At 65.3% G+C, this 15,690-nt stretch carries 16 protein-coding genes; 7 read left to right on the forward strand and 9 right to left on the reverse strand.

Features of this window, described 5'->3' with window-relative positions; genetic code table 11:
- Positions 1-48: 48 nt before the first annotated feature.
- The 5 genes from B9Z01_RS23805 (at position 49) to B9Z01_RS23825 (ending at position 4,003) form a co-directional block, all read left to right on the forward strand.
- Positions 49-243 carry a zinc-finger domain-containing protein gene (locus tag B9Z01_RS23805; protein ID WP_064268765.1) on the forward strand — a complete coding sequence of 65 codons (195 nt, stop codon included), beginning with the start codon at positions 49-51 and terminating at the stop codon, positions 241-243.
- Between the two features lie 424 nt (positions 244-667).
- Positions 668-1,693: a lipopolysaccharide heptosyltransferase II gene (gene waaF / locus B9Z01_RS23810; RefSeq protein WP_085487600.1), complete on the forward strand. Its 1,026-nt coding sequence runs from the start codon at positions 668-670 to the stop codon at positions 1,691-1,693.
- Between the two features lie 168 nt (positions 1,694-1,861).
- Entirely contained in the window at positions 1,862-2,308 is a 447-nt protein-coding gene (locus B9Z01_RS23815) for a nuclear transport factor 2 family protein (protein WP_085487602.1), read from the forward strand.
- Between the two features lie 74 nt (positions 2,309-2,382).
- A complete protein-coding gene (locus tag B9Z01_RS23820) occupies positions 2,383-3,435 on the forward strand; it encodes a hydrolase (RefSeq protein ID WP_085487604.1) in 1,053 nt (350 codons plus the stop codon).
- Positions 3,428-4,003, forward strand: a complete 576-nt coding sequence (locus tag B9Z01_RS23825) for a DUF2946 family protein (RefSeq protein ID WP_085487607.1) — start codon at positions 3,428-3,430, stop codon at positions 4,001-4,003. Before B9Z01_RS23820 ends, B9Z01_RS23825 begins: the two co-directional genes overlap by 8 nt.
- A 33-nt stretch (positions 4,004-4,036) precedes the next feature.
- Here the strand turns inward: B9Z01_RS23825 and B9Z01_RS23830 are convergent, their stop codons facing one another.
- Positions 4,037-5,869, reverse strand: coding sequence for a M48 family metalloprotease (locus B9Z01_RS23830; RefSeq protein ID WP_085487609.1), 1,833 nt, complete (start codon positions 5,867-5,869; stop codon positions 4,037-4,039).
- Between the two features lie 188 nt (positions 5,870-6,057).
- On the opposite strand from B9Z01_RS23830, the gene moaC reads away from it, so the two are divergent.
- A complete protein-coding gene (gene moaC, locus B9Z01_RS23835; protein ID WP_085487611.1) occupies positions 6,058-6,537 on the forward strand; it encodes a cyclic pyranopterin monophosphate synthase MoaC in 480 nt (159 codons plus the stop codon).
- A 7-nt stretch (positions 6,538-6,544) separates the two neighbouring features.
- Positions 6,545-6,901, forward strand: coding sequence for a nucleotide pyrophosphohydrolase (locus B9Z01_RS23840; protein ID WP_085487613.1), 357 nt, complete (start codon positions 6,545-6,547; stop codon positions 6,899-6,901).
- Between the two features lie 104 nt (positions 6,902-7,005).
- Here B9Z01_RS23840 and B9Z01_RS23845 read toward each other — a convergent pair whose 3' ends face one another.
- The 8 genes from B9Z01_RS23845 to recA form a co-directional block, all read right to left on the reverse strand.
- Positions 7,006-8,790 carry a PglL family O-oligosaccharyltransferase gene (locus B9Z01_RS23845; protein ID WP_167387564.1) on the reverse strand — a complete coding sequence of 595 codons (1,785 nt, stop codon included), beginning with the start codon at positions 8,788-8,790 and terminating at the stop codon, positions 7,006-7,008.
- Between the two features lie 139 nt (positions 8,791-8,929).
- A complete protein-coding gene (locus B9Z01_RS23850; RefSeq protein ID WP_085487617.1) occupies positions 8,930-9,553 on the reverse strand; it encodes a pilin in 624 nt (207 codons plus the stop codon).
- Between the two features lie 193 nt (positions 9,554-9,746).
- Positions 9,747-10,451, reverse strand: coding sequence for a TerC family protein (locus B9Z01_RS23855; RefSeq protein ID WP_085487619.1), 705 nt, complete (start codon positions 10,449-10,451; stop codon positions 9,747-9,749).
- 166 nt (positions 10,452-10,617) lie between these two features.
- Positions 10,618-11,499 carry a succinate--CoA ligase subunit alpha gene (gene sucD / locus B9Z01_RS23860; protein WP_085487621.1) on the reverse strand — a complete coding sequence of 294 codons (882 nt, stop codon included), beginning with the start codon at positions 11,497-11,499 and terminating at the stop codon, positions 10,618-10,620.
- Positions 11,500-11,610: 111 nt separating this feature from the next.
- On the reverse strand, positions 11,611-12,780 hold the full coding sequence (sucC, locus tag B9Z01_RS23865) for an ADP-forming succinate--CoA ligase subunit beta (protein ID WP_085487623.1): 1,170 nt from the start codon (positions 12,778-12,780) through the stop codon (positions 11,611-11,613).
- A complete protein-coding gene (locus B9Z01_RS23870; RefSeq protein WP_085487625.1) occupies positions 12,777-13,517 on the reverse strand; it encodes a DUF2889 domain-containing protein in 741 nt (246 codons plus the stop codon). Before B9Z01_RS23870 ends, sucC begins: the two co-directional genes overlap by 4 nt.
- A 173-nt stretch (positions 13,518-13,690) precedes the next feature.
- Positions 13,691-14,476 carry a recombination regulator RecX gene (gene recX, locus B9Z01_RS23875; RefSeq protein WP_167387565.1) on the reverse strand — a complete coding sequence of 262 codons (786 nt, stop codon included), beginning with the start codon at positions 14,474-14,476 and terminating at the stop codon, positions 13,691-13,693.
- Positions 14,477-14,483: 7 nt separating this feature from the next.
- Positions 14,484-15,560: a recombinase RecA gene (recA, locus tag B9Z01_RS23880; RefSeq protein ID WP_085487629.1), complete on the reverse strand. Its 1,077-nt coding sequence runs from the start codon at positions 15,558-15,560 to the stop codon at positions 14,484-14,486.
- Between the last annotated feature and the right edge of the window lie 130 nt (positions 15,561-15,690).

Here is a 15,690-nt window from a genome sequence, read left to right on the forward strand (position 1 = left end):
CGCCCACAGGCGGCGCATTGCCTGCACCCCGCATACAACGAGAGTCTCATGAGCGAAATCAAGGAAATGCCGCTGGTCGAACTGTCGGCAAAAGACCTTCCGGCATATTGTCCGAACCCGGCCATGCCGCGCTGGAGCGCGCATCCGCGCGTCTTCATCGACGTCACGCACGGCGAGGCGCGTTGCCCGTACTGCAGCACGCGTTACAAGCTGCGCGACGGCGAAGTGGTCAAAGGCCACTGAGCACGGCGCGCCTGGCGTTGCCTCGTCTACGGCGTTGCCTGCCGGGGGATCGTGCGCGGCTTATTGCTGGATGTGTTGCCGGCTGTGTTGCTGGACGTATTGCCGGATTTGACGCCGCGCCTCTTTTCGTTGGCTCCATCGGGTCATTCGCTTGCCGAGCGGCTGCATACGCCGCGGGCCGCTTCGCCGTCAGGCGGGCTGGCGCCGGTTGCACGGCAAGGGCACGTGAAGCCAGCGTATCCGCGCAGGCACGCTCGACGGCAGCCCCGCAGCGACAGGGCCACAGCAGGGTCGCCAGCGCGGTGCATCCGGCCGCTAAACCGGACATGCACCACGCAATGCGCGGCCTTTCCCTTTTCACCAATCCGAACGCCACGCGCACTGCGCGCGCGGCGCTCCTTTTCGACACCGGACACTCACTCTGATGCGTCGCGCGTTGGTTATCGCACCGAACTGGATCGGTGACGCATTGATGGCGCAGCCGCTGTTTGCGCGCCTCGTGAAATTGCATCCGCGCATCGCGATCGACGCGGTCGCGCCCACATGGGTCGCGCCCGTGCTCGAACGCATGCCGGAAATCCGCGACGTCTACTCGACCGACCTCGCGCACGGCAAGCTGCAGATGCTGCGCCGCTGGCAACTGTCGAGCGATCTGCGCGACGTCGGCTACGACGCGGCCTACGTGCTGCCGAACTCGTTCAAGTCGGCGCTGATTCCGTGGATGGCGGGCGTTCCGCTGCGCATCGGCTACGCCGGCGAGAGCCGCTACGGCGTGCTAAACGTGCGCCACGCGAATCCGCGCAAGGACGAGCGTCCGCCGATGGTCGGCCACTACGCCGCCCTGGCCTACGCACCCGGCGCCAAGGTCCCCGAGGACCTGCCGATGCCGCGCCTCGACACGGACCTGAACGAGGCGTCGCGCGTGTCGGCGCGCTTCAATCTCGATACGCGCGTGCCGCTGCTCGTGTTCTGCCCCGGCGCCGAGTACGGTCCCGCGAAACGCTGGCCGCCCGAGCATTTCGCGGCGCTTGCGCAGATGGTCGGCCAGTCGTTCCCGTACACGCAGATCGTCGCGCTCGGCTCGCCGAAAGACGCGCCGCTCGCCCAGGCGATCGCCGAGAAGGCGCCGAACGTGCGCAACCTGTGCGGCCAGACCGCGCTCGGAGAGGCGTGCGCGCTGATCTCGCGGGCCAACGCGATCGTCACCAACGACTCCGGCCTCATGCACGTCGCCGCCGCGCTGCGCCGCCCGCTCGTGGCCGTGTACGGCTCGACCGATCCGCGCCACACGCCGCCCTTGTCCGAGCTCGCGAAGGTACAATGGCTCCATCTCGAATGCAGCCCCTGTTTTGAGCGCGAATGTCCGCTCGGTCATCTGAACTGCCTGAAGCAACTGAGCGCCGAACAGGTTTTCGGCGATTTGCGCGGCATGCTGCTCGCGCAGCGCTGAGCCGGCTGAGACTCGCACGCAACACCGCACGCCCCAGAGCGCGTCGCGTCATGTTCGCGCCTTGCGGCGCGGGCAAGCTGGCGCCCGGGAGCGATGGTCCGGCGCGCCGGACCGTCACGCTGACCGCTGATCCGCAACCGCGCGCCGCGCACAAGAGACCGACGAGCCATGCCACGTTTTGCCCATATCTTCGAAGCCGCCGCCGACACCCTGAGCGCCTACTATCAGGCCGTCGCCGAGGTCAATATCGACAGCTTGATGGGCTTGTGGATCGATGAGGAGTTCGTGAGCTGCATCTGCGCGGACGGCTCGCATCTGCACGGTCTCGACAGCATCCGCACCGGCTTGCAGACCCAGCTCGAGGCGATGCCGGTGTCGATCGAGCCGCTCGACATCCGCGTCTACGACAGCCTCGGCACCGTCGTCTACGCGATTGCCGAAGCGCATCGTCCCGCCGACCCGACCGCCACGCCCGCGATGGTCTTCTCGACCTACGTGATGGTCCACGAGCGCGGCGAGTGGCGCATCGCACACATTCACGCAAGCCCGATGCCGAACGAAACCGCGAGCCAGTTTGCGACGAAGATGCGGCATGGCCAGGGGTCGCTGCACTGAACGCGCATCAGGTCCGGGTTCACGCTTTGTTTTTTGCCTTATTTTTGCTGCCTCATTTTGCTGCATAAGCCGGTATGAGCTCGACGCCCCACAAGCCCGCTTCCCCTGGTCCGGCCTCGATCAAGGCCGTGGCCCCGGTCGAGGCGAGCGTCGAGCTGCTGTACCGCGCGCCACTGTGGCTGCCGAACCGGCATGCGCAGACCATCGTCCCGTCGCTCTTCGCGCGCCGCCCCGCGGTGTCGTTTCGCCGCGAACGGTGGGACACGCCCGACGGCGATTTCATCGATCTCGACTGGGTCGAGCATGACAGCCCGCCCGCCGGGAGCGCACCGGTTTTCGTGCTGTTTCACGGCCTCGAAGGCAGTTCGGGCTCGCATTACGCGGCCTCGCTGATGGCGGCCGCGCGCGAATACGGCTGGCACGGCGTGGTGCCGCACTTTCGCAGTTGCAGCGGTCCGATGAATCGCCTGCCGCGCTTTTACCATCTCGCCGACAGCGCCGAGGTCGACTGGATCCTGCGCCGCCTGCGCGCCGCGCATCGCGGGCCGCTCGTCGCGGCGGGCGTGTCGCTCGGCGGCAATGTGCTGCTGCGCTGGCTCGGCGAGCGGCGCGAGGACGCGGCGCACGTGGTGTCGGCCGCCGCCGCGGTGTCCACGCCGATCGACGTGCATGCCGGCGGCCGCGCGTTGTCGCAGGGCTTCGGCCTCGTCTACACGCGCAGCTTCCTGAAGACGCTCAAGCAGAAAGCCAGCCAGAAGCTCGAGCAGTTTCCTGGCCTGTTCGATCGCGACGCGATGCTCGCGAGCCGCACGATGTACGAGTTCGACAACGTCGTGACCGCGCCGCTGCACGGCTTTCGCAATACCGACGACTACTGGAGCACCGCGACCACGCGCCCGCTCCTGCCGCACATCGAGGTGCCGACGCTCGTGCTCAACGCGCGCAACGACCCGTTCCTGCCGGCCAAGGCGCTGCCGTCGAGGCACGAGGTGTCGGCGGCGGTGGAACTCGATCAGCCCGCGCACGGCGGCCACGCAGGTTTCATGACCGGGCCGTTCCCGGGCCGCATCGACTGGCTGTCGCGGCGCGTGTTCGGCTATCTGGAGCGTCACGTCGATCATGGATGACATCGTCAGGCAGGCTCTCGCCAAATGGCCGAACGTACCGAGCTGCACCGGCTGGCTCATGCTCGATCGGCGCGGCAACTGGCGCATGCGCGACGAAGTGGCCCAGGCGAGCGGCTCGGCTGGCACGCCGATCCGGCATGAAGCGCTGCTCGGCTTCATCAACCGCAATTACGAGGCTGATGAGCGCGGGCAGTGGTTTTTCCAGAACGGTCCGCAGCGCGTGTATGTCGAGCTTGCTTATACGCCGTGGGTGGTGAGGTTGTCCGCGAATGAGGATGGAGCGCTCGCGTTGCGCGACCAGGGCGGTTGCACGTTCGAGCCCGCGGCGGTGTTCGTCGACGAAGACGGCGGGATTCTGTTCGCCGATCGCTCCGAGCCCGCGCGAATCGCGGTGCTGCACGATCACGATCTGGACATCTTCTCCGATCACGCGGCGCTCGCTGGCGACGATTCGTTGAGCGGCGACTTCCACTGGAACGCGCAGGTCACGCTGCCGCTGCAGAGCGTGCGGCGCGCCGAGGTGGCCGCGCGTTTCGGGTTCGTGGCGAGCCCCGCGGCGCAGGTTTGACGCGCGGCGGCGGGTCATGAGCATGAGCAAGCCCTAACCCTTCTCGTCGAGCCGCTCTTCCTTGTAGCGGTTCTCCATCTCATGCAGACGCGCGTCGACAGTCGCGAGATCGTAATAGCCGATCGTCTTCATATCGCGCGCATCCTTGAGTTGCCGGATCGCCGACGGCCACGCGCCCTCGAGCGCGAACTTCTCCGCCATCGCCCGATGCTGCGTCAACGCATCGCCGCTGCCCGCGCTCGCCTGCGCAAGGTATAGCCACCACGCGGGCTGATCCGGGTGCGCCTGGGTCTCGCGCTTCGCGAGCGCCTGCGCTTCGATGAAACGCCGCAAGGTCAGCAGCGTGCGGATATGCATGTCGATCGCGGCATTCGACTGCGGCCAGCGCTTCTGCGCGAGATCGGCGAGACGCACGGCTTCGTCGTCGTGACCAGCGCGCCGCGCGATGTCGGCCGCGAGCACGTCGAGGCTCGGCGAACTGCGCTCGGGCTCGCCCTCGGCGCGCGCCCCCGCCGCGAACGTCGTGCGAGCGTTCGCCAGCGCGGCCGCCGCGTCATCGTAACGCTCGAGCAGCATCTGCCCATAAGCGATGCCGTACCAGTTCGCCGCCACGTTGAGCGCCGTGCGCTCGTCGATTTCGGAGTGCAGCCGCGAAATCTCATCCGCGTATTCGCTGCGCGAGCGGTCCTGCAACAGACGCGCGCGCGCCCGCACGAAGCCGTATTCGGGATCCTGATGCGGCTGCCGGTACGGCGCGCGCCGCGCGCGGTCTTCCATGTCGGCGATCCGCTCGCCGGTCAGCGGATGCGTGCGCGCGTAGGCCGGAATGCCGTTGTCGTTCATCGCCGCGCGATCGAGCCGGTGGAAGAACGCCGGCATCGCATACGGATCGTAGCCGGCGCCGGCGAGCAGCAGGAAGCCGACTCGGTCCGCTTCCTGCTCGGCTGACCGCGAGAAGCGCAACTGGCTGTCGACCGCATACGCCTCGCCGCCGAGCGCGATCGCGCTGCCGAGGTCGCCGCTGTGCGCGAGCACGCCCGCCAGCACGCCGACCAGCACGCCGAGGAGCGCCGCGTAGCCGCTGCGCTCGCCGTTCGAGATCATCCGCGAAATGTGGCGTTGCAGGACATGCCCCATCTCGTGGCCGAGCACCGCAGCGAGTTCGGATTCGGTCTGCGTCGCCACGATCAGCCCCGTGTTCACGCCGATAAAACCGCCCGGCAGCGAGAACGCGTTGATCTGCGCGTCGCGCACCGCGAACAGGTCGAAATCCGGACGATAGCCGCCGATGTACAGCGCGCTCGCCGCCGCCGCGAGTTTGGCCGAGATCGAGTTCAGGTAGTCGCGCACGAGCCAGTCGTCGAGATAGTCGGGGTCGCGGCGCAGTTGCCGCATCACGCGCTCGCCGAGCTTGCGCTCGGCCTGGGGCGTCAGCGAACCGGCGCCGCCGCTGCCGAGGTCGGGCAATTGCTGCGTGGCGATCGGCGCGCGCCAGCCGTTGCTGCCGGCGCGGCCTGCGTTGCCGTCCTTGCCGTCGTTGCCGCTCGAGAAACGGCTCTGCGCGCCGCCGTACGTGCCGAATACGCCTTGCGCGATGTTCGGCGGCAGGATCGGATCGGCATACGCGTCCATCGGGCCGCTGACAAGTGGTGCTTCGGAGGATGGTGGATTGAGCGTGGTGCCTGAGGTGCTGCCTGAAGTGCTGCCTGAGGTGCTGCCGGGCATAGCACCCAACGCGGTGCCGGACGTAATACCCGATGCAGTGCCTGACACGCTCCCTGAAGCGCCGCCCGATTGCGCGAACGCGCCCGGCGGCGCAGCCAGCGCGACGGACAACAACGCAGCGAGAAACCGTTTTGAATACATCGCGGAGTCGGTCTGACCAAGTCGGAAAGCGACGCGCACCGCCCGGACTAAGATAGCGGGCATGAGGCAGCGCAGAGCAACGTTCAGTGCAATTGTAATCAGTCGCCGCGGCGAATCGGAGGCGATTCCGGCGCCACGCCGCGCGGCCAGCCCGCTGCTATGATAGGCGCCCTCTGAAGGAGCCAACCATGCCTGAACTCACACATTTCAATGCGGCCGGCGAGGCGCATATGGTGGACGTCGGCGGCAAGCAGGAGACGAAGCGCATCGCGATCGCGCGCGGTTCGATCCGCATGCTGCCGGAAACGTTCGCGCTGATCCGCGACGGCAACGCCAAAAAAGGCGACGTGATCGGCATTGCGCGCATCGCGGCAATCCAGGGTTCGAAGCGCACCGCCGATCTGATTCCGCTGTGTCATCCGCTGGCGCTAACTCGCGTGAAGGCCGATTTCGAACTCGACGAAACGCTGCCCGGCGTGCATTGCACGGTTCAGGCTGAAACGCTGGGACGCACGGGTGTCGAGATGGAGGCGCTGACGGCCGTGCAGGTAGGGCTCCTGACCGTGTACGACATGTGCAAGGCCGTCGACCGCGGCATGACGATCACCGATGTGCGCGTGCTTGAAAAGCACGGCGGCAAATCGGGAGATTGGGTCGCGCAGGGTTGAGCAGCGTATGGATACCACCATCAACGCGTTGCTCGAGCAGCTACTGGCATTCCGCGGCGCCCGCGACTGGAAGCAATTTCACACGCTCCGCAACCTGATCGTCTCCACGAGCATCGAGGCGGGCGAGTTGCTCGAAACGATTCAGTGGAAGACCGATTCGGAAATCGAGGCCCTGCTCCGCGATCCCACGCAAACGCGCAACCTCAAGCACGAATGCGCCGACGTGTTCATGTACCTGTTACTGGTCGCCCATACCGCGGGGTTCGATCTCGTCGACGCAGCGGCGGAAAAGCTCGAGCTGAACAAGGAACGCTATCCGGTGGACAAGGCCAAAGGAACTGCCACGAAATATTCCGAACTTTGACGGCCGGGGGCTTTCGCGGCGAAATGCCCAAGCCCTCGTGAACCCTTCGTCGGACAACCGATGCACGTCCTACGAAGGAGACCGAAGAAGCCAGCGCGCCGCCATCAATCCTCGCTATCGTCGTCATCTTGCGCCGCGTCGGCCGGCGGCGTGCCGTAGCGCTTGACCAGTTCCTCCCTGAAGCCGGAGAGCGACTTCTGCTCCCCGACCAGTTGGTAGAGATAGCCCAACTGCGTGGGCCAGTCCTTCAGCTCCTCGGCAAAAATCCTCAGCCGCTCGACCGTGTCGAGCGCCGCCGCGGTATCGCCATTCAACGCCTGCAATACCGCATAGCGGCGCAGCACGGTTTCGCCCGGCAGCAGCGCGATCGCCCGTCGGTGCATGGCGAGCTTGCGCTGCAGGTTCAACGGATTCATCGGCTGCAGCGTCGCGAGGCCATATTCGCCCCACGCGCCGAACAGAACCGACGGATCGGCGCTGTACTGCTCGGCGGGACGCGCGCCGTAGTACAGCACCTCGGCGCGCGCGTAGTCGCGATAGACGGGGTACAGCGCGGCCAGTCCGCCGAACACGACCACCACGAACGCGCCGAGCGACACGCCCGCGGGCACGATACGCAACGGCCGCGTTTCGAGCAGGCCGAACACGAACATCGCGGGCAACAGGAAGAACATGTACTGCTGCGGATATTCGACGAGCGCATGCATCGTCAACACGCCGATCAGCGCGACGCCGAACACGCGCGCGGCGCTCTGCGGCGCACGCACGACCCGCACGAGCCACGCGAGGAGACCGAGCAGCACGATCGCGAGACCGATCAGGCCGGTCTTCGCGAGCAGGTCGATGAAGATGTCGTGCGAATTGTTGGCGATCTCGACGCCGCCCAGCGTCTTCACGAGTTCGAACTGATAGTTCGGGAATTCGCCCCAGCCGACGCCGAGCAGCGGGTGTTCCTTGAACATCGTCCAGCCGTATTTCCAGAGCGCGAGGCGCGGCGCGATCTGGCCGGCGTCATGAAAGCGCTCGGCCGCCGACTGCCCGAGTTCGAGGTGATAGCGCACATTGGCCCAGCGAATCAACGCATTGACCACGAAGAACAGTACGCCGAGCACGATCGGAATCAGCCATTCGCGGTTGCTGCGGCGCAGGCGCGGCTCGTTGCGCGTCTGCGCGAAAGCCATCCAGAAGCCGGCCACGACGATCACGCCCATCTGCAGCCACGGACCGCGCGACACGGTCAGCGCGAGGCCCGCCGAGAAAATCGTCGACACGAGCAGCCAGACCGGCACGGCGATGCGCCGCGTCTGCACGAGATACAGCGCACCCGCCGTCGCGAACGCGATATACGTGGCGAGATGATTCGCCTGCGCCATATTGCCGAACGGCCGGCGCTCGACGGTCACGTTGTACGCGACGACGAGCGGAGCCACACGCGTCTCGAGGTGAAAGAGTTGGATCACCTGGCTGAACACCGCGAACAGGCCGCCCGCGATCAACGCCCCCGCCGCCCAGCGCAACGCGGTTTCGTCGAGCTTCACGCGCGTAAAGCCGTAGCCCGCGTGGGCAGCCATGAACGCGGCGAGCAGGAAGCCGGCGCCGAGCCAGTTCATCGACGGCTGCTCGACCGGCAGCACCAGCGTCTGCACGACCAGCACGAGCCCGAACAGCAAGGGCACCAAGGCGACTGCCGGCGACGCGAACGGCACTCGCGGCCGCGCACTCGTGACCAGCAGTGCGACCGCGGCGCTCGTCAGCAGATACAGCGCGAGCGCGGTGAATTCGGCGTAGAAGGTCGGGATCGGATACGTATGGTTGGAGACTGCGTAAGGCAGCACCAACGCGAGCGCCAACAGAACGAGAGACAGGTAACGCGCGAAAGGGGTGGGCATTGAATCAACGGTGGGCGTCAGCAACCGGCGCACTATACAAAAAATTCCTTGCACTGTGCGCCGGCTCCGCCGAAATAGACAGAAAATCAGCCTTTTACGTTGCGGCCCGGACTCATTCGGTCATTCGGTCACTGACCGCTCACGAGCGGCATTCCGGTGGCGCGAGATTCGCCGCGAGCGTCGGCGCTTCGCCCGGCGCAGGACCGGCTCCCGGCGCAGGCAGCGACGACGCCGTTTTGCCGTTCGCGAAGCACTCCCACGTCAGTGCGCCGGCCTGCACCGCATTCTGGCTCAGGGCGACGCGCGCGGTCGGTGCGTCTGCGTTGTCGGGCACCGAGGGCACAAGCGTCAGCGTGTTCGCGCCCGCCGGCGCGACGCGCGTCGTGAACGCGATCGTGATCTGACCCGTGGCGTCGTCGATCTGGATGGACTCGACATTGCGCGTGGCGGGCGGTGACGCATAGCCGCCGCTGAACGCGTTGCCGCTCGCGGCGTTCTCGGCCACCGCGAGGCGCGCCGAGGCCGCGAGCGACAGCCCCTCGCCGACCCGGCTGCGCGCCAGATAATCCTGGTACGCGGGAATCGCATAGGCCGCGATCACACCGACGATCGCGAGCACGATCATCAGTTCGATCAGCGTAAAGCCGACGCCGAAGCGAGCGCAAATGCGCGCAAGCCGCGCGGGCCAGTTCGACCGCCCCCGCGCGCAGCACGAGGAAGGCGTGGCTTGAGAATAAGGGGAATACGGCAGCGTAAAGATCATCGGCAGACTCCTGATACGAAAAACGCCTGCCCCGCGGATCGGGAACAGGCGTTTCAATCGTAGCCAGCGAGGCTCGCGGCTCACAGTCGGCCAGATGGCTAACGTTGCGCCGATGCGGTCCTGGACTGCGTGAGCCGCCGATTCACCGACTCGGGCACTCACGCGCTCCGGCACACAGCGCCAGCGGTACCCGTCACACCGCCGCGCGTCTCGTGTTGCGGCGCTTCAGCAGATAGCCGACGATCACGACGAACAGCGCCCCCGCGATGCTCATTCCGTATTCGGCGGCGGGCGTGTCGAGGATCGGCCAGCGGTCGCCGGCCGGGTCGTTCACCATCAGGCCGCCCGCGATCCAGCCGAGCAGCGCCGCGCCGAACAGCACGATGAACGGAAAGCGGTCGAGCAGCTTGAGAATCAACTGGCTGCCCCACACGATCAGCGGAATGCTCACCACGAGGCCGAAGATCACCAGCACGAGGCGATGTTGCTGTTCGGCGGCCTCGGCTGCGCCGGCGATGGCGACCACGTTATCGAGGCTCATCACCGCGTCAGCGACGATGATGGTCTTGATCGCCGACAACAGCTTGTCGGCCGGCTTGACGTTCTCATGCGCGTCGTGCGCCGGTGCCAGCAGACGCACGCCGATCCACAGCAGCAACAAACCGCCCGTGAACTTCAGCAGCGGCACATCAAGCAGCACGACCGCGAACGCGATCAGCACGACGCGCAGCACGATCGCGCCGGCCGTTCCCCACAGCACGCCGCGCACGCGCTGCGAGGGCGGCAGGTTGCGGCAGGCGAGCGCGATCACGACCGCGTTATCGCCACCCAGCAGGATGTCGATGATGATGATCTGGAAGACCGCACCCCAGTGAAGGGTGGCGAAGAATTCGAGCATGACGGACACGATAAGAAAAATCTGCCGGGCAGGCAGAAGCACGTCACGAGCACGGACGTAAAAAAAGCGGAGGAGTCTGCACTCCCCCGCTTTTCGGGACCGCCCGCTCACGAAAGGATTTCGCAAGCGTATCAAAATCGCGCCGTCAGGGCGCGCGAATTTCGATTTACAGCATGGCCTTCAGAAGACGCGCCATTTCCGACGGATTCTTCGTGACCTTGATGCCGCAGGCGTCCATGATTTCCAGCTTCGCTTCAGCCGTGTCCGCACCGCCCGAGATCAGCGCGCCGGCGTGACCCATGCGCTTGCCCGGAGGCGCCGTGACGCCGGCGATAAAGCCAACGACCGGCTTCTTCATGTTGCCCTTGATCCACTCGGCAGCGTTCGCTTCGTCCGGACCGCCGATTTCGCCGATCATGATGACGGCGTCCGTCTCCGGATCGTCGTTGAACATCTTCATCACGTCGATGTGCTTCAGACCGTTGATCGGGTCGCCGCCGATACCGACTGCCGACGACTGGCCGAGGCCGATCGCGGTCAGCTGGCCGACTGCTTCATACGTCAGCGTGCCCGAACGCGACACGACGCCGATGCGGCCCTTGCGGTGGATGTGGCCCGGCATGATGCCGATCTTCAGTTCGTCCGGCGTGATCGTGCCCGGGCAGTTCGGTCCGAGCAGCAGCGTCTTGCGGTTTTCCGCGCGCATGCGGGCCTTGAGCTCGATCATGTCGCGCACGGGAATGCCTTCCGTGATGCAGATCGCGAGGTCGAGGTCGGCTTCGACCGCTTCCCAGATCGCAGCAGCAGCGCCTGCCGGCGGAACGTAAATGACCGACACGGTCGCGCCCGTTTCAGCCTTGGCTTCAGCGACGCTCGCGTAGATCGGAATGCCTTCGAAATCTTCGCCGGCCCGCTTCGGGTTCACGCCCGCGACGTACGCTTCGCGGCCGTTTGCGTATTCACGGCAAGCACGCGTGTGGAACTGACCGGTCTTGCCGGTGATGCCCTGCGTGATGACCTTGGTGTCTTTGTTGATCAGAATCGACATGTATTAACCTCTGTTCGTTTGGCGTCGCGCCTTGGCGCCGCGCGGCGTCGTGAAGCCCGCCCGCGTCGCTCGCGCGCCGCCATTCGTAGTCTGGTATGCGCTGTGGCTGGCTTACGCCTTGCCCGCAGCGGCCGCGACGACCTTCTGAGCCGCTTCTTCCATGCTGTCGGCCGAGATGATCGGCAGACCGGATTCGGCGAGCATCTTCTTGCCCAGGTCTTCGTTCGTGCCCTTCATGCGGACCACGAGCGGCACCTTCAGCGACACAGCCTTCGACGCCGCGATCACGCCTTCTGCGATCACGTCGCAGCGCATGATGCCGCCGAAGATGTTGACCAGAATCGCGGTCAGGTTCGGGTTCTTCAGCATGATCTTGAACGCTTCGGTGACCTTCTCGGTCGTGGCGCCACCGCCCACGTCGAGGAAGTTCGCCGGTTCGCCGCCGAACAGCTTGATGGTGTCCATCGTTGCCATCGCGAGGCCAGCGCCGTTCACGAGGCAGCCGATGTTGCCGTCGAGCGAGATGTACGCGAGGTCGAACTTCGACGCTTCGATTTCAGCCGGATCTTCTTCGTCCAGGTCGCGGTAAGCGACGATTTCCGGGTGACGGAACAGCGCGTTCGAGTCGAAGTTGAACTTCGCGTCGAGCGCGATGACCTTGCCGTCGCCGGTCAGGATCAGCGGGTTGATTTCGGCGAGCGATGCGTCGGTTTCCCAGAATGCCTTGTACAGGCCTTGCAGGATCGCGCGCGCTTGCGGCAGCGAAGCAGCGGGCACACCGATCTTCGTGGCGAGGTCGTCGGCTTCCGAGTCCTTCAGGCCGGTCGACGGGTCGACCGCAACCTTGTGGATCAGCTCAGGCGTCTTTTCCGCGACTTCTTCGACGTCCATGCCGCCTTCGCTCGATGCCATCACGACGATCTTCTGCGAAACGCGATCGATCACGAGACCGACATACAGTTCCTTCTTGATGTCAGCGCCTTCTTCGATCAGCAGGCGGTTCACCTTCTGGCCTTCCGGACCGGTCTGGTGCGTGACGAGCTGCATGCCGAGGATCTGGTTCGAGTACTCGCGAACCTGCTCCAGCGACTTGGCGACCTTCACGCCGCCGCCCTTGCCACGGCCACCCGCGTGGATCTGAGCCTTCACGACCCACACCGGGCCGCCGAGCTCTTCCGCGGCCTTGACCGCATCGTCCACCGAGAAGACCGGCTTGCCGCGCGGTACCGCGACGCCGAATTTCCGCAGGATTTCCTTACCCTGGTACTCGTGAATCTTCATGCGTGATTCCCTTCAGTCTGAGAGTTGGATTGAACTTCGTTTCCGCTGCCGCCGGTCATGCCGGACGCGTTGCCGCTTTCGCCCGCCGCGTGAACCGCTCCATTGCCCGGCGAGGCCGCGCGTTGCTCGGAACGCGGCGCGTGGCCATACCAGCGCGGATAAAACTGTTGCACCGCCTCGCCGTCGAAACGCAGCGCGTGGCAGCGTCCCAGCTGGAATGGCGGTTTGTCGTTGGAATGCTCGCCCGTGCTGTCAGACGACTCGTCTCCTGAATCCTTGTTCGCGCCCGGCGTGCCTTTATCGGTATTCCACACGTCGCCGGCGAACGCCTGGATCGCGGCGGTCGGCAGGATCGCGCACAACTCGGTGAGATGCGTGCAACCGGCCGTGCCGGCCAGCAAACGGGCAGCATCGCGACGGAAGTTGTGGAACAGATTGAGCCCGATGAGGGCACGGTAGGCGGGATTGCTGGCCTGGCACAACCCGGGATAGGGCACCCAGTCGGACGACGCCTCGGCGTCGACGACATTGAGCTTGCGATCGATGGTGATGCGAAGCCAGAGTTCATGGATCGGCTGACCATTGGGCCGGACACCCGACGCAAGCGCGACATCGCGCGGCTTTTCGTCGGTCAGGCACGCTTCCACATCCCACAGGCCGTCGGCTCGCTCATAGGCTTCCGCTCTGATTGCGCGACGATGGCGCAACTGGCGGGACACTGGCGGGGAAAGCGACATGCGGGAAGGAAAGGCCGGATTGGAAAACCTATGGATTTTAGCATAACGGGTATTTGGGACAGCCCGGAATGCGCACGTGCGGCCGGCGGGCTATGGCGCGGGGAGCGATGCCCTGCCCGGCCTCTCCCCGCGTTGTCCGCTTGGTGTCTGCCTGCTGTCCGCTCACCGCGCTGCTAACCGCCGTCCCACGTCTCGTCGATGCCCTTGAGGATCTTGCCGATCGTCGTGCCGGAAAAACCGCGCGACGCGAGAAAGCGCGCCTGCTTCGCGCGCTCGGCCGGCGTGCTGGGAAGCTGGCCGAATTTTTTGCGCCAGACGGCCTGTGCCCGCGCGAGTTCCGTTTCGCGCAGCTGCGCGCCGACCTCTTCGACGAGCTCCGGATTGAGCGCGTGCTGCTTCAGCTCTCCGAGAATCCGGGTCGAGCCCAATCGCGACGAGCGCCGGTGCATCAGACTTTCCGCGAAACGCGAATCGGATAGCCAGTTCTCGGCTTCCAGCGAGTCGAGCACCGTGTCGAGCGAATCGGTTTCCTCGACGTAGGGCTTCAGCTTTCGCGCGAGTTCAGCGCGGCTATATTCGCGGCGCGACAGATAGCCGAGTGCGCGCGCTTTCAGCGAACGGGCTGGGCGTTGGGATTTTCTGGTTTCGTCACGGTCCAGCGGGTCCTGCTGCCCCGGCCTCGCTTCGCCGGGTTGGCGCCGAGAGCGGGTGTAGGTGACTTCCGAAGTAACTTCCGGGATAGCTTCGGAGGCGGGCCCGGAAGCGTTCCCGGAAAAATCCGGGCCGGAAGACGATGGGTGTGATTGCGGTTGCGTGCGCTGCGGGCCGTGGCTCGCAGCGCGATCGTGTGCGTCGAATGATTCGAACGGATCGAATGGATCGCCCGAACCATCCGCTGCGTCGCGCGGGCCGTCCGGATAACGTCCGGAGTGGGACAGCGGCCGGCCTTTGCGTATCACGTGATGCTTACTCTTCTTCGCCCGCGACTTCAGCGTTTGCGCCGGCCACGGCATCCGCCATCGCATTGACGCCCAGCGATTCGCGGATACGGTTTTCGATTTCGCGAGCGATGTCCGGATTTTCGCGCAGGAATTCACGCGCGTTGTCCTTGCCCTGGCCGATCCGCTCGCCGCTGTAGCTGTACCATGCACCAGCCTTGTCGACGATCTTCGCCTGCACGCCGAGGTCGATGATTTCGCCCTGACGCGAGATACCCTCGCCGTACAGGATGTCGAAAATCGCTTCGCGGAACGGTGGCGACACCTTGTTCTTGACGACCTTCACGCGCGTTTCGTTGCCGATCACTTCGTCGTTCTTCTTGATCGAACCGATGCGGCGAATGTCCAGACGCACCGACGCGTAGAACTTCAGCGCGTTGCCGCCCGTGGTGGTTTCCGGGTTACCGAACATCACGCCGATCTTCATACGGATCTGGTTGATGAAGATCACGAGGCAGTTGGTGCGCTTGATCGTGCCGGTGAGCTTGCGCAGCGCCTGCGACATCAGGCGCGCCTGCAGACCCGGCAGCGAGTCGCCCATTTCGCCTTCGATTTCCGCCTTCGGCACGAGCGCCGCGACCGAATCGATCACGATCATGTCGATCGAGCCCGAGCGCACGAGCGCGTCGGCGATTTCGAGCGCCTGCTCGCCGGTGTCCGGCTGCGAGACCAACAGGTCGGACACGTTCACGCCGAGCTTGCCCGCGTATTGAATGTCCAGCGCGTGTTCCGCGTCGATGAACGCCGCGGTGCCGCCGAGCTTCTGCATTTCGGCGATGACCTGCAGCGTCAGCGTGGTTTTACCGGACGATTCCGGACCGTAGATTTCGACCACGCGGCCACGCGGCAAACCGCCGACGCCCAGTGCGATGTCGAGACCGAGCGAGCCGGTCGAGACCACCTGGATGTCTTCGACTACCTCACCCGCGCCGAGCCGCATGACCGACCCCTTGCCGAACTGCTTTTCGATCTGCGCGAGCGCGGCGGCCAGTGCCTTGCTCTTTTCAGCAGTCAGTCCAGCTGGGCCTTTCTTGCTTTCTTCCATGAATCGTCCTTTGCTATGATGAACGGCGTCTGAGGCAGGTGTGCGGCCCGAATTTCAACCGGATTCAAGGCATTCTTGAGTTGCCCGTCAAGAACAGCACACGAAACGCAGACACTGTATAAAAAAACAG

Source organism: Paraburkholderia susongensis (assembly GCF_900177725.1).
GTDB lineage: Bacteria > Pseudomonadota > Gammaproteobacteria > Burkholderiales > Burkholderiaceae > Paraburkholderia > Paraburkholderia susongensis.